Source organism: Streptomyces sp. NBC_00012, from assembly GCF_045040875.1.
GTDB lineage: Bacteria > Actinomycetota > Actinomycetes > Streptomycetales > Streptomycetaceae > Streptomyces.
The window spans coordinates 3293018-3307228 of record NZ_CP108309.1 but is presented as its reverse complement, the minus strand read 5'-3'; the positions used below and the strand labels follow the sequence as shown (position 1 = coordinate 3307228).

The 14211-nt window shown below is 70.0% G+C and carries 14 protein-coding genes; 10 read left to right on the top strand and 4 right to left on the bottom strand.

The genetic code is table 11. The features are described from left to right. Window positions 1–96 precede the first annotated feature (96 nt). From OHA19_RS14985 to OHA19_RS14975, 3 genes are all read left to right on the top strand, one after another. Window positions 97–903, top strand: coding sequence for a prepilin peptidase (locus tag OHA19_RS14985; RefSeq protein WP_405716273.1), 807 nt, complete (start codon window positions 97–99; stop codon window positions 901–903). A 68-nt stretch (window positions 904–971) separates the two neighbouring features. Beyond that, window positions 972–1781, top strand: coding sequence for a class I SAM-dependent methyltransferase (locus OHA19_RS14980; protein WP_405716274.1), 810 nt, complete (start codon window positions 972–974; stop codon window positions 1779–1781). Window positions 1782–1849: 68 nt separating this feature from the next. Further along, entirely contained in the window at window positions 1850–2308 is a 459-nt protein-coding gene (locus OHA19_RS14975) for a hypothetical protein (protein ID WP_405716275.1), read from the top strand. Window positions 2309–2475: 167 nt separating this feature from the next. Here the strand turns inward: OHA19_RS14975 and OHA19_RS14970 are convergent, their stop codons facing one another. Next, window positions 2476–3627 carry a winged helix DNA-binding domain-containing protein gene (locus tag OHA19_RS14970; RefSeq protein WP_405716276.1) on the bottom strand — a complete coding sequence of 384 codons (1152 nt, stop codon included), beginning with the start codon at window positions 3625–3627 and terminating at the stop codon, window positions 2476–2478. 51 nt (window positions 3628–3678) lie between these two features. Between OHA19_RS14970 and OHA19_RS14965 the strand changes: the two genes are divergently transcribed. Beyond that, window positions 3679–4218, top strand: a complete 540-nt coding sequence (locus OHA19_RS14965; RefSeq protein ID WP_405716277.1) for a hypothetical protein — start codon at window positions 3679–3681, stop codon at window positions 4216–4218. 204 nt (window positions 4219–4422) lie between these two features. Here OHA19_RS14965 and mgrA read toward each other — a convergent pair whose 3' ends face one another. Beyond that, entirely contained in the window at window positions 4423–5463 is a 1041-nt protein-coding gene (gene mgrA / locus OHA19_RS14960; protein ID WP_405716278.1) for an L-glyceraldehyde 3-phosphate reductase, read from the bottom strand. A gap of 200 nt (window positions 5464–5663) precedes the next feature. On the opposite strand from mgrA, the gene OHA19_RS14955 reads away from it, so the two are divergent. From OHA19_RS14955 to OHA19_RS14940, 4 genes are all read left to right on the top strand, one after another. Then, window positions 5664–6425 (top strand): isoprenyl transferase, encoded by a 762-nt coding sequence (locus tag OHA19_RS14955; RefSeq protein ID WP_405716279.1) that lies wholly within the window; start codon window positions 5664–5666, stop codon window positions 6423–6425. Window positions 6426–6875: 450 nt separating this feature from the next. Continuing rightward, entirely contained in the window at window positions 6876–8198 is a 1323-nt protein-coding gene (locus OHA19_RS14950; RefSeq protein WP_405716280.1) for a PhoH family protein, read from the top strand. A gap of 390 nt (window positions 8199–8588) precedes the next feature. Further along, complete coding sequence (locus OHA19_RS14945) at window positions 8589–9293, top strand: transglycosylase SLT domain-containing protein (RefSeq protein WP_376424645.1); 705 nt, start codon at window positions 8589–8591, stop codon at window positions 9291–9293. A 143-nt stretch (window positions 9294–9436) separates the two neighbouring features. Then, window positions 9437–10888: an AI-2E family transporter gene (locus tag OHA19_RS14940; RefSeq protein WP_405716281.1), complete on the top strand. Its 1452-nt coding sequence runs from the start codon at window positions 9437–9439 to the stop codon at window positions 10886–10888. 82 nt (window positions 10889–10970) lie between these two features. Here OHA19_RS14940 and OHA19_RS14935 read toward each other — a convergent pair whose 3' ends face one another. Then, on the bottom strand, window positions 10971–11504 hold the full coding sequence (locus OHA19_RS14935; protein ID WP_072483998.1) for an alkyl hydroperoxide reductase: 534 nt from the start codon (window positions 11502–11504) through the stop codon (window positions 10971–10973). A gap of 12 nt (window positions 11505–11516) precedes the next feature. After that, window positions 11517–12071, bottom strand: a complete 555-nt coding sequence (locus OHA19_RS14930) for a peroxiredoxin (RefSeq protein WP_148020473.1) — start codon at window positions 12069–12071, stop codon at window positions 11517–11519. A 131-nt stretch (window positions 12072–12202) separates the two neighbouring features. Between OHA19_RS14930 and OHA19_RS14925 the strand changes: the two genes are divergently transcribed. Next, the gene (locus tag OHA19_RS14925) at window positions 12203–13162 is read left to right on the top strand and encodes a hydrogen peroxide-inducible genes activator (RefSeq protein ID WP_405716282.1); all 960 of its coding nucleotides are present in this window, start codon (window positions 12203–12205) and stop codon (window positions 13160–13162) included. A 667-nt stretch (window positions 13163–13829) separates the two neighbouring features. Next, window positions 13830–14210, top strand: coding sequence for a hypothetical protein (locus tag OHA19_RS14920; RefSeq protein ID WP_405716283.1), 381 nt, complete (start codon window positions 13830–13832; stop codon window positions 14208–14210). Window position 14211: the final 1 nt, after the last annotated feature.

Genomic DNA, 14211 nt, shown 5'->3' with positions numbered 1-14211 from the left:
CGTGACGGCCGCTGCGAGAGCCCCTGGGTCCGGAACGGTGCGCAGTGGGCCCCAGGACCCATGCCGCGCGCCCGGCACCCGCCTAGGCTCGGCTCCGTGGACGCCATGCTGACAGTGCTCGCCGCACTCTGGGGCGCAGCGGCCGGACTGCTGGTCCCGCGCGCCGCCTACCGGTTCTCCGTCGAACCGGAGGACCCCTGGCGAGACGCCTGCCCCGAGGGACACGCCCTGACCGGGGCCGCCCGCGGCTGGCTCGGCTCCACCCGGTGCGCGCAGTGCGCGGCGGTGCCGGTACCCGCCACCGCGGGCGACGAGCCGGGCGACCGGGGCGACGGGCCGGACCGCCCCCGGCCCGTCACGCGTTACGCCCCCGGCGTCCTCGTCCCCGTCGTCACCGCGCTCGCCTGCGCCGTCCTCGCGGCGGCCACCGGACTCCGCCCCGAACTGGCCGTCTGGCTGCTGATGGCACCCGTCGCCGTACTCCTGGCGACCATCGACCGCCGCGTCCACCGGCTGCCCGACCGGCTGACGCTGCCCGCCGCAGGGGCCGTCGCCGTACTCCTGGGCGCCGCCGCACTCCTCCCCGAGCACGCCGGATCCTGGCCGTCCGCCCTGCTCGGCGGTGCCGCGCTCGGAGGCTTCTACTTCCTGCTGTTCCTCATCAACCCGAACGGAATGGGCTTCGGGGACGTCAAGCTCGCCCTGTCGCTGGGCATGGTCCTCGGCTGGTACGGCTGGGCCGTGGTGTTCGCGGGAGGCTTCGCCGGGTTCCTGCTCGGCGCGGCGTACGGGTTCGGGCTGATGGTCCTCAAGCGGGCCGGACGCAAGACCGGCATACCGTTCGGCCCGTTCATGATCACGGGCGCGCTGCTGGGCCTGCTGCTCGGCGCCCTGGCCGCCTGACCCCGGCGGACGTCCGGCCCGCCGTATTCGAGTCGCGCCGCCCGGCGCCCGGCTGACACCATCCGGGCATGTCCGGAACCCCCGAAGAAGCGGCAGCCGAAACAGAGCACGCCCGGTTCGAAACCCTCGTCCAGGAGGCGGCCACCGTCTCCGTCGACGGCTGGGACTTCTCCTGGCTCGACGGCCGGGCCAGCGAACAGCGCCCCTCCTGGGGCTATGCCCGCGCCATGGCGGACCGGATGGGGCGGGCCAGGGCCGCGCTCGACATCCAGACCGGCGGCGGCGAGGTCCTCGCCTCCGCGCCGAAGCTGCCGCCGCTCACGGTCGCCACCGAGTCCTGGCCGCCGAACATCGCCCGCGCCACCGCCCTCCTGCACCCGCTCGGCGCGGCCGTGGTCGCCGACCGGGACGAGCCGCCGCTGCCGTTCGGCGACAACGCCTTCGACCTGGTGGTCAGCCGGCATCCGGTGACCACCTGGTGGGCGGAGATCGCACGGGTGCTCACCCCCGGCGGCACGTACTTCTCGCAACAGGTCGGCCCGGCCAGCGTCTTCGAGCTCGTCGAGTACTTCCTCGGCCCGCAGCCACCCGAGGTGCGCGGCGCCCGCGATCCCGAGCAGGCGCGCGCGGACGCCGAGGCGGCCGGGCTGGAGGTCGTCGGTCTGCGGGCGGAGAGACTGCGCACCGAGTTCCTCGACATCGGTGCCGTCGTCTACTTCCTGCGCAAGGTGATCTGGATGGTGCCGGGGTTCACCGTCGAGGAGTACCGGCCGCGCCTGGCGGAACTGCACCACCGGATCGAGACCGAGGGGCCGTTCGTCGCCCACACCACCCGATTCCTGATCGAGGCCCGCAAACCCGACAGGTCCCGGCCCTGAGCAGCTCCCGCCACTCGCGGCCCGGGGATGCGACCCTTGACGGTGAGCGCCTGGGGAAGGACTTGGCCATGACGGTGGGGAACGAAGAAGAAGCACCGCGGGTCCCGCGGCAGGGGAGGGCCGACTGGCTCAGGGGCGCGCGGATCATCGCGGTGGTCGGTGTCTTCTACCGCCCGGAAGGACGGCTGGGGGAGCCCGAAGCCGTCGAATTCCTGCTGGCCGACGGCCAGTCGGTGCTACTGACCTGCGCATCCGATTGGACCCTGCGCGTCGGTCCCGGTGCCTGGCCACGGCTGCCCGACTGGTGTGTACCGTCGGGGCAGTGGGAGTTCGCCATCATGTCGAACCTGCCGGAACCGCCCGACGGCGGCTGGACGGTCACCCGCACCGAGGAACGCGGGGACGAGAACGGCCAGGTGCGCGAGGCCGTCATCCGCTGCGAGGGCGGCAGTTTCGTGGTCATCGGCGGAGACGCCATGGCGATCCGCTTCACCCGGGGCCACCGCGGCGCACCGGCCACCACCTGAGCACCCGCCCCGCACCCGCCCCTGCGTGTGTGCCCCCACCGTCACCTGAGCACCCGCCCCGCACCCGCCCCTGCGTGTGTGCCCCCGCCGTCACCTGAGCACCCGCCCCGCACCCGCCCCTGCGTGTGTGCCCCCACCGTCACCTGAGCACCCGCCCCGCACCCGCCCTACGCGTGTGCCCCCACCGTCACCTGGCCCACCGTCAGCTCCGCGTTCCCCTCCAGCACCGCCCCCACACGTGCCACCTCCGCCTCAAGTTCCCGAAGCTGCCGGGCCGTCAGCGGCGCCAGCGGTTCGACGGTCACCGCGATCCGGCGGCCCGAACGCCGCTGGTGCCACACCCCGGCGGCCGTGCCGTCGACCAGCAGCACGGGGAAGTTCCCCGCCTGGCCGCCCGCCAGCGCACGGGTGTACGCCGCACCCGGGAAGAGCAGCTCGCGCGGCTGGGACGCGATGAGGAAGGCGTCGAAGTAGGGCAGCAGCCGCACTCCGCGCGGCGGCTCCGCCGAGAAGTCGGTGTCGCCCGCCACCACCCAGGCCGGGCCGCCCTCGTATGTCACCTGCTCGATCTCCCCGCGCGCGGCCGTCCCCGCGAACAGCTCCCCGGCCCAACCGGAAGGCACCGCGAGCCACTTCGCGAAGTGCGCGGGTGTCGCGGGCCCGTACGCGTGCAGATAGCGGCGCACGAGACCGGCGAGCGCCTCGGGCCCATCGAGCGGTACGACGCCGGGGCGGGTGTAGGTGACCTTGCGGCCGCGGTCCGGCGCGAAGCACAGCACCCCGCGGTGACCCGCCAGATGCATCACCTGCCGCCAGCGCGGCCACATGCCCTGGAACGCGGGCATCACCGGGTCCCCCGCCCACGCCCCGGCCCGCTCCACCACCGCATCGGACAGCTCGTCGCCGGTCAGCTCGGCCCCGGTCAGCGCGTCCTCGATCGCGGCGAGCACCGTCGCGGTCTGCTCCGATGTCATCCGGGCATCCTTGGAAAGCGAGTTCCGCCCGGTCGGCAGTGCGGACAACGCGCCGGTCCACATCGGGAGTTCGGCCATCGGCAGCAGATGCACGGTGCCACGCGGCCCGAATGTCTTGACCAGCGCGCGGTCCTTCCACAGCGCGGCGCGCACATCGGTACGGGTCACGTCCGTGGTCCGCAGCCCGACGGAGAGCTCGGCGGCCGAGAGCACCTGGGCGTGCGCGGCCGGCAGCGCAGCGACGACCTCGGCGGGAGCGAGACGGCCGGGGGACGCGAGCCCCTGGCGTGCCGTCCGGCGAGCGTTCGCGGCGGTCCAGGTCACATTTGCGGTTCGGCTTGTCATGACGGTGAAACTATCGGCCCATCAGGTCAGGTCCTGTCCCACACTCGGCCCATGACCTCTTCGAGACGTACGGCCCGGATACTCGCCGCAGCGGCGGCGCTCGCCCTCTTCTCCGCTCTCGCCGGCTGCGGCACCGAGCGTGCGGGATCCGGGGCGGCTGCCGAGGGCCCCGGCGCGAGCGGCGGCTCGCCCTCCGAGGGGGCCTCACCCCACGCAGACCCGGTCGACGGCAGCGACGCCTCGAAGTACCGGGAGAACCACGCCTTCCAGTCCACCGCCGAGCTGTCGCCGGCCGACCGGACCCGGGGCGATGCCGAGGTGGAGAAGGTCAAGGCCGGCCTGGCCGGGATCGCGGAGGGCCGCAGGACCACCGAGCCCCGGATCCGGGCGGCCCTCACCGGTCTGGGCTACAGCTCCGGAGCCATCACCACCGGCACCTTCGGCCCGCACCGCAACACCTTCGTGCTCGACCTCGGCACCATCTGCGTCGAAGGCGCGCTGGACGGCATGGTCAACGGCCTGGTCACGGCCGAGGCGCACGGCAAATACCTCGAAGGAACCGGTTGTGTGAAGCCGGTCGGCGGGCACTGAGACGTCAACCCGGTGATGCGCGCAACGGAGTCCGGTGAATCCGGAGAGTGATTGTGGAGTGGCGTGGCGCCCACCATCACTTACGAAGGGTTATGGTGGAAACCCCCCCTCGGGCCGGTCCGTATCCCCCCCCACGGACCGGCCCGTTTTTTGTCGGGCGCGCGGCGCCGGGCTCGTACCGGCCCCGCGGGACCACCCGCCCCGTCAGCCCCGTCCGGCCCAGATGTTGGTGCCCGCGGTGTCCACGGCGAAGGCGTCGATCTCCTTCAGCTCCTCGGCGGACAACGGTTGTGCGGCGAGCGCCGCGACGTTCTCCTCCAGCTGCTGCACGCTCGACGCGCCGATCAGCGCGGACGTCATCCGGCTGTCGCGCAGCACCCAGGAGAGCGCCAGCTGGGCGAGCGACTGACCGCGTCGGCGGGCGATGTCGTTCAGCCCGTTCAGCCGGCGCACCACCTCCTCCGAGAGCAGACCGGGATCCAGGGACTTGCCCTGGGTGGCGCGGGAGCCCTCCGGGATGCCCGCCAGGTACTTGCCGGTGAGCAGGCCCTGGGCGAGCGGCACGAAGGAGATACAGCCCATGCCGGCCGTCTCCAGGGTGTCGAGCAGGTCGTCGTCCTCGATCCAGCGGTTGATCATCGAGTACGACGGCTGGTGGATCAGCGCCGGTACGCCCATCTCCCGCAGCAGCCCGGCCGCCTCGGCGGTCTGCTCCGCGTTGTACGAGGACACCCCCACGTACAGCGCCTTGCCCTGCTGGACGGCGGAGGCCAGTGCCCCCATCGTCTCCTCCAGCGGGGTCTCCGGGTCGAAGCGGTGGGAGTAGAAGATGTCGACGTAATCCAGCCCCATCCGCTTCAGCGAGGCGTCGAGCGACGACAGCAGGTACTTGCGGGAACCCCATTCGCCGTACGGGCCGGGGTGCATGTCGTAACCGGCCTTGGTGGAGATGATCAGCTCGTCCCGGTACGGGGCGAAGTCCTGGTGGAACAGCTTGCCGAAGTTGAGCTCGGCGGAGCCGGGCGGCGGTCCGTAGTTGTTGGCCAGATCGAAGTGGGTCACACCGAGGTCGAAGGCGCGGCGCAGGATCGCCCGCTGGGAGCCCAGCGTGCGGTCGTCGCCGAAGTTGTGCCAGAGGCCGAGGGAGACGGCGGGAAGCTTGAGACCGCTGCGGCCGGTGCGGCGGTACTCCATCGAGTCGTAGCGCGAACCGGCGGCCCGGTAGTGGAGAGGAGAATCAGTCACGTTTCTCTCCTTATCACGGACTTGTGACAGGCCGGGTTGGGCCAGTACGCCGCCCGCGCAGTAATGTGGCGGCTTCGGGGACTGCTACGGCACGGCGGGGCGACGGACTCTGTGGACCTGTGCGGCGATCCCCAGGGGGACGACCCCGGACCCCGGGCAGAGGGGCGGGTGGGCCCGCACGGAACCGAGAGGTGAACTCAGTGAACTTGCGCGACCTGGTGTACGGGCTCTACGCGCGCCGGGTGGAGGCCCGCCTCGACCACACCCAGGTGCCCAAGCACATCGGTGTCATCCTCGACGGGAACCGGCGCTGGGCGAAGGCGTCCGGCGGCACGGCCGCGCAGGGGCACCAGGCCGGCGCGGACAAGATCAAGGAACTTCTCGGCTGGTGCAGCGAGACGGATGTGGAAGTCGTCACGCTCTGGCTGCTCTCCACGGACAACTTCGACCGGCCCGAGTCCGAGCTGAAGCCGCTCCTCGGGATCATCGAGAACACCGTGCGCGACCTCGCGGCCGACGGCCGCTGGCGGGTCCACCACGTCGGCACGCTCGACCTGCTGCCCGCCCACACCCAGACGGTGCTCAAGGAGGCCGAGCAGGCCACGGTCGGTGTCGACGGAATACTGGTCAACGTCGCCGTCGGCTACGGCGGGCGCCAGGAGATCGCCGACGCGGTCCGCTCACTGCTGCTGGACCACTCCGCCAAGGGGACCTCGTTCGAGGACCTGGCGGAGATCGTCTCCACCGACATGATCTCCGAGCACCTCTACACCCGGGGCCAGCCCGACCCGGACCTGGTCATCCGCACCAGCGGCGAGCAGCGGCTGTCCGGCTTCATGCTCTGGCAGACCGCGCACTCCGAGTACTACTTCTGCGAGGTCTTCTGGCCGGCCTTCCGCAAGGTCGACTTCCTCCGCGCACTACGCGACTACGCCGCCCGGGGCCGCCGCTACGGCGGCTGACCCTCCGGCATCTCCAGCCCCCTGGCATCTCCAGCCTGTCCGGCATCTCCAGCCCGTGCCGGCATCTCCGGTCCGCACCGGCATTTCCAGCCCGTCCGGCGCTTGAGGACGGAACCGCGCGGTGGCGGGCCCGAACCCACGTGCCCCGGAGCACAAATCCCAGCTCACCCGCCCGCCTCGGGGCGGCATGGCTTCGCGTGTTCGAGGGAATACCCCTGACAGGTCGACGTCCGGTCAAAAACCAGGCGGACGTCGTGTCCAAGTGAGCGGCATGGAGTCCGCTCGCCCGGGAGGCCCTTTGCACACGAAGGACCGCACGACCAACGTGGCCGACGCGGAGGGCCGGTACCCGGCCCGTGCTTCGGGGCCCGAACCCGGTCCGTCCTCTCCCATTGGGATGCTCCGCGACGCCGTCGCACCCCAACCTCGTCCGAGGGGGTACGTCCTTCCGTGGTGACCAGCACAAAGCGCCGCATGCCCGACAGGCGCACCTATGTTCTCGACACCAGCGTCCTGCTGGCCGATCCCAACGCCATGGCCCGGTTCGACGAGCACGAAGTGGTGCTCCCGATCGTCGTGGTCACGGAACTGGAGGCCAAACGGCACCATCCGGAACTCGGCTACTTCGCCCGGCAGGCCCTGCGCCTGCTGGACGACTTCCGGGTCCGCTACGGCCGGCTGGACGCCCCGATCCCGCTCGGGGATCTGGGCGGGACGCTGCGCGTCGAACTCAACCATTCCGACCCCGGCGTACTGCCAGCCGGCTATCGGTTGGGGGACAACGACTCACGGATCCTCGCGGTCGCGCGCAACCTCCAGGCCGAGGGGTACGACGTCACCGTCGTCTCCAAGGACCTGCCCCTGCGCATCAAGGCGTCCTCGGTCGGCCTCCTCGCCGAGGAGTACCGCGCCGAACTCGCCATCACCGACTCCGGCTGGACCGGCATGTCGGAGGTACCGCTCTCCGGCGAGCAGGTCGACCTGCTCTACGGGGAGGAGACGCTCTACGTACCCGAGGCCGCCGAACTGCCCGTGCACACCGGACTGGTCCTCCAGTCCGAGCGCGGCAAGGCGCTCGGCCGGGTCACCGCCGAGGGCAATGTGCGCCTGGTCCGCGGCGACCGGGAGGCCTTCGGCATCCACGGCCGCAGCGCCGAACAGCGCATCGCCCTCGATCTCCTCCTCGACCAGGACGTCGGCATCGTGTCGCTGGGCGGCCGGGCCGGCACCGGAAAGTCGGCGCTGGCGCTCTGCGCCGGTCTCGAAGCCGTCCTGGAGCGCAGACAGCACCAGAAGGTGATGGTCTTCCGCCCGCTGTACGCGGTCGGCGGGCAGGAACTGGGCTATCTCCCCGGCACCGAGGCCGAGAAGATGAGCCCCTGGGCGCAGGCCGTCTTCGACACGCTCTCGGCGGTGGCGGGGCGCGAGGTCATCGAGGAGGTGCTGGGGCGCGGGATGCTGGAGATCCTGCCGCTCACCCACATCCGGGGCCGCTCGCTCCACGACGCCTTCGTGATCGTCGACGAGGCGCAGTCGCTCGAACGGAACGTACTGCTGACCGTGTTGTCCCGGATCGGGGCGAATTCCCGGGTGGTGCTCACGCATGACGTGGCCCAGCGGGACAACCTCAGGGTCGGCCGGTACGACGGAGTCGTCGCCGTGGTGGAGAAGCTGAAGGGGCATCCGCTCTTCGCGCATGTCACCCTCACCCGCTCCGAGCGTTCGCAGATCGCCGCACTGGTGACCGAAATGCTGGAGGAAGGCCAGATCTGATACGGGATATGACAGTTGGTGCCGCCTGGCGGGCGAAGGAGTTTAGCCGGGCGGCACCGTGCTGCGGCGTCATTTCCGTAAATCACTTGCTCCAAACGAGGTGTGAGCTTTCACACGCAACAGAGAATTGCTTCCCGGTGTGCCGTTCCGGCAAAGTCTTGCTTCCGTCAGGCCCCGCATACGGCACACCCGCACCTCCAGAGGTGCCACGCACCACACAACTCAACAAACGCCGTCCGTATGCCGCCCGCGAGCACCACGCGGCGCTTCCTCTGGGAAGTCGCCCACCGGGCCCGTGCCTCCCGTGACCCAGGCAGTAGGGAGGCCAGCGCCAGGGGCACGATTGCGTCCGCGAGGTCACCTAAGCGGGCGATGCTGGAAGGACACCGTGTGAGCCGGATCTCGGTCCGGGGGTTCGCCGTGGCATCCGCCACTGCCGTAACCACCGTTGGCGCCGTCGTAGGCGTTGCATCGGGCAGCACCCCTGCTGTCGACGACAACAACTTCGAGGCGACCGCAGCCGACACCACGCTGCTCGCAGACATCCCCGCGGGCCAGCAGGCCCAGGTGCAGACCGCCTCGCTGACACAGCAGGCCGACGCCCAGGCCTCCGCGGCCGACGCCGCCGCGAAGAAGTCCGTGGAGGAAGCGGCCCGCATCCAGGCTGCCAAGGACGCCAAGTCGAAGAAGGCGGCGGCCGAGGACAGGCTGGAGAAGGAGCGCCAGGAGAAGAAGGACCGCGCCGAGCGCGCCAGCCGCTCCTCGGTCCGCAGCGCCTCCGCCTTCGCCACGCAGAGCTCGTACACCGTCGCCGAGGTCCAGGCGATGGCCCGTCAGATGGTTCCTGGCGACCAGTTCCAGTGCTTCAGCAACATCGTGAACCACGAGTCGACCTGGAACTACCGGGCGAGCAACCCGTCTTCCGGCGCCTACGGCCTCGTCCAGGCGCTGCCCGGTTCCAAGATGGCGTCCGCCGGTGCCGACTGGCAGACCAACCCGGCCACCCAGATCAAGTGGGGCCTCAACTACATGGACAGCCGCTACGGCAGCCCGTGCGGTGCCTGGTCGTTCTGGCAGGCCAACCACTGGTACTAGAACCCGGAACCTCCCGAGGTTCGCGTTCCTCTCGTGCGAAGCCCCCCACCGTCCTACGGTGGGGGGCTTCGCACGTGTACGGTCGGTCCGAACCGTCCAGTGGGGGAGCGGTGGGGAGAGAAGACGGGGGAAGAGAAACGATCATGTCGAAACTTCCGGGCTGGCTCGGCCGGCTGGGCGCCGAACTGACCGAGCTGGGCGACCGGTTGGAGCGGCGCAGGGACGAGGCCGCGGGCCAGGGGGCCGGGCGGACCGAGGTGCCGGGGTCCGCCGGGGACGTGACCGCCTCCGCCGTGCCCGCCGTGGACGTTCCGGCCTCAGCGGTGCGGGACGCGGACGACCGGCGCGGTGCCGCGGCCGAACGTGTGCCGCCGCCGCCCTCGTACGCCCCTTCCGTCGCCGCCCGGCCCGATCCGGTCGCGGCGATCCCCTGGGGGATGCGCGTGGCGGCCGAGGCGGGCTGGCGGCTGCTCGTCCTGGCGGGCACCCTCTGGGTGCTGATGCGGGTCATCAGCGCCGTGCAGCTGGTGGTGCTGGCGTTCGTCGCCGCGCTGCTCGTCACCGCGATGCTCCAGCCGACCGTCGCCCGGCTGCGCGGTTACGGGCTGCCGCGCGGCCTGGCCACCGCGGTCACGGCGATCCTGGGCTTCGTCATCATGGGCCTGGTCGGCTGGTTCGTGGTCTGGCAGGTCATGGACAACATCGACACCCTCTCCGACAAGGTGCGGGACGGTATCGAGGAGTTGAAGCACTGGCTGCTCGACAGCCCCTTCCATGTCACCGAGCAACAGATCAACGACATCGCGAAGAACCTCAGCGACACCATCGGCACCAACACCGAGCAGATCACCTCCGCCGGGCTGCAGGGCGTCACCGTGATGGTGGAGGTCCTCACCGGGATACTGCTGGCGATGTTCTCGACGCTCTTCCTGCTGTACGACGGAAGGCGCATCTGGCACTGGTTGCTGAAGCTGGTACCGGCCCAGGCCCGGCCGGGGGTCGCGGGCGCCGGGCCGCGCGCCTGGCGGACGCTGACCGCCTATGTGCGGGGGACCGTCATAGTGGCGCTGATCGACGCGATCTTCATCGGGCTCGGGATCTTCTTCCTCGATGTGCCGATGGCGGTGCCGCTGGCCGTCTTCATCTTCCTCTTCGCCTTCATCCCGCTGGTCGGTGCCGTGATCTCCGGGGCGCTGGCGGTGGTCGTCGCGCTGGTCACCCAAGGCGTGTTCACCGCCCTGATGGTGCTGGCCGTGGTGCTCGCCGTGCAGCAGATCGAGGGCCATGTGCTCCAGCCGTTCATCCTGGGACGCGCGGTACGGGTGCATCCGCTCGCCGTGGTTCTCTCGGTCGCCGCGGGCGGCATGATCGCCGGAATCGGCGGTGCGGTCGTCGCGGTGCCGCTGGTCGCGGTCACCAACACGGTGGTCGGCTATCTGCGGACGTACGGGCAGGAACAGGCCCTGAGATACGCGCCGTCCCCGCGCGGGGCGACCGCGGTCGACGTCGCTCCGACCCCCGCGCCGGGATCACCGCCCGAGGACACCGACCAGGCCGACGGCGAGGACGGCGGCGGTACGAAGGGCAGCTCTTAGGGCCACGGGCAGAAAGGGAGAAGGGCCCCGGGGACGGTCGGTCGTCCACGAGGCCCTTCTCGTACAGGGGGTACTGCTGGTCCTACTCGGCGAGCACGGCCTCGGCATCGAGGGTCACGCCGACCGCCTGGATCACCGAGGCGATCTTGACGGCTTCCTGAATGGTCTCACGATCCACGCCGGCCTTGCGCAGCACCTGCTCGTGGGAGTCCAGGCACTGGCCGCAGCCGTTGATCGCGGAGACGGCGAGCGACCACAGCTCGAAGTCGATCTTCTCCACGCCGGGCTTGCCGATGACGTTCATCCGCAGACCCGCACGGAGCGTCCCGTACTCGGGGTCCGACAGCAGGTGCCGGGTCCGGTAGAAGACGTTGTTCATCGCCATGATGGCGGCGGCCGACTTCGCGGCGGTGTACGCCTCCGCGGAGAGGTTGGCCTTCGCCTCCGGCTCCAGCTCGCGCAGCACCTTCGGCGAGCGCGAGGCGATCGCGCAGGCGAGGACGGTGCCCCACAGCTGCTGCTGCGGGAGCTCGCTGTTGCCGATGACCGAGCCGAGGTTCAGCTTCAGGTCCTTGGCGAAGTCCGGGACGGCGGCCTTCAGTTCGTCGAGTGCCATGTCGCTGTCAGCTCACTCGCCCGAGAGGAGCGCGACCGGGTCGAGGGTGTTCTCGCCCTTGGTCCAGTTGCACGGGCACAGCTCGTCGGTCTGCAGGGCGTCCAGGACCCGCAGGACCTCCTTGGGGTTACGGCCCACGGAACCGGCGGTCACCATCGTGAACTGGATCTCGTTGTTCTGGTCGACGATGAAGACGGCGCGCTGGGCGAAGCCGTCCTCGCCCTCGATGCCGAGGTCACGCATGAGCTCGTGCTTCGAGTCGGCCAGCATCGGGAACGGCAGGTCGGTCAGGTCCGGGTGGTCCTTGCGCCAGGCGTGGTGCACGAACTCGGAGTCACCGGAGAAGCCGAGGATCTGGGCGTCACGGTCGGCGAACTCTTCGTTCAGCTTGCCGAAGGCGGCGATCTCGGTGGGGCAGACGAAAGTGAAGTCCTTGGGCCACGCGAAAATGACCTTCCACTGACCCTCGTAGGTCTTGTGGTTGATCTGCTCGAACTCCTTGCCGCTCTCCAGCGAGACACAAGCAGTCAGGTCGAACTCGGGGAACTTGTCACCGACAGTGAGCACGCGCTCTCCTTGCAGCGTTGGAATTCCCTTTTGGGGGATTTCCTGAGGGTTGGACGGGATCCACCTTGGCACAGAGTGCATTGATCACGGAAATAGCTACACTTGTCCTTGGTGATCGGAGGTGCCTATCAGTGGCTCAGAACAATCAGGGCAGTCGACCCAAACAACTCAGCCTGTCGCAGCTTCGCGCCTTCGTGGCCGTCGCGGAATATCTGCACTTCAGGGACGCCGCGGCAGCAATCGGGATGAGTCAGCCGGCGCTGTCCGGGGCCGTGTCGGCGCTGGAGGAGGCACTGGGTGTCCAGCTCATCGAGCGTACGACGCGAAAGGTTTTGCTGTCGCCGGCCGGGGAGCGGCTCGCGGTGCGGGCCCGGGCGGTGCTGGAGGCCGTCGGTGAGCTGATGGAGGAGGCCGAGGCGGTCCGGGCGCCGTTCACCGGGGTGCTCAGGCTCGGGGTGATCCCCACCGTCGCCCCGTACCTGCTGCCGACGGTGCTGCGGCTGGTCCATGAGCGCTACCCGGAGCTCGACCTCCAGGTGCACGAGGAGCAGACCTCCTCGCTGCTGGAGGGGCTGGCCGCGGGAAGGCTCGATCTGCTGCTGCTCGCCGTTCCGCTCGGGGTGCCGGGCGTCACCGAACTCCCGCTCTTCGACGAGGACTTCGTCCTGGTGATGGAGCAGGACCACTGGCTGGGCGGGCGCGCCGACATTCCGCGCGAGGCGCTGCGCGAGCTGCCGCTGCTGCTGCTCGACGAGGGGCACTGCCTGCGCGACCAGGCCCTGGACATCTGCCGGGAGGCGGGACGCACCCAGGGGGCGCCGGTCACCACGACCGCGGCCGGGCTCTCCACGCTGGTCCAGCTGGTGGCCGGCGGGCTCGGCGTGACGCTGCTGCCGCGCACCGCGGTGACGGTCGAGACGGGCCGCAACGAGGCTCTGGCCACCGGGTACTTCGCGGAGCCAGCGCCGTCCAGGCGGGTGGCGCTGGGGATGCGGACCGGGGCGGCGCGGCACGAGGAGTTCGAGGAGTTCGCGGCGGCGCTGCGGGAGGCGATGCGGGGGCTGCCGGTACGGGTGGCGGAAGGGCCTTAGCCCTTGGGGCGAGTCAGGCGCGGGGTGCCGCCTCTGAATGGACCGTGTCCTCGCGGCTCGTCACTCCGTACATGGTGGTCTCCGACCGGTCCGCGCGAGACGTCGCTTGAATCCGTTGCCCCGCTTTCGATGGTGAGCGCCGTCGACGCCCACTGCCCCTGACGAGGACACCGAGCCTGCGAGTACGCGCCCGCGAGAACGCGTACCTGTTGAAGCGCCCTCGCTGTCTCCGGCTTTCGGTGGAGGGCGAGGCAGCGACTCAACGAGGCCTGTCGCTTCAACGAGGCCTGTTTGAGATGTAGGTGAAGGTCTTCCGCCCGGGTGGCCGGCCGAGGGTCGATTGAGCCCGAGCAGAGGGTACGCCCCTGTGAGTAGCGGCACAGTGCCGGGAGACCTCGGAAGCCATGGTGATCGCCCCGGATGGTCCGTAATCGGCAATACTTCAAGCCAATTTACCTATACAAAACCTCTGAAATTTGAGTGACTGTACGTCACTTAACGTACTGAACACTAAGATCTGCGACTGCAACCTCAAATGAGCGCGACGGACTCATGGGGGGGAGCCTGCCCGGATGGCATCCGGGGCACTGGGGGAGAGGGGCCAGGCATGGCGTGGGATGAATGGGAACAACTCAAAGCCGATGCGGCGCAGCGCCACACTACGCACATGGAGATCAACAGCCTCCAAGGTGAAGGCGGATATGCGACGTCGACCGGGGGCGGGGCGGGCAGGCTCAAGCACAAAGGTGGACCGTGGACCGAGGCAGCCGGTACGGCCGATGACCTGCAGACCACTACGAGCACGTGCAGAGTGGAGCTCCGCTCTGCTCACGAGGGTATCGGCGGAGGGCTCGAAGGGCTGGCCAGCCTTGGCTCGCTGAAGACCGTGCTCAACTCTTGGGAAGAGCGCCTCAAAGCAGTCCGGGAAGAGTGCAGTTCACTCGAACCCAAGCTGCGCCAAGTGGCTGTCGACTTCAGGGAGGTGGACGCTGAGGTGGGCGACAAGACCAAGGCGGTGAAGGTTCCTGGCGCGAGGATGGGGCAGTAGC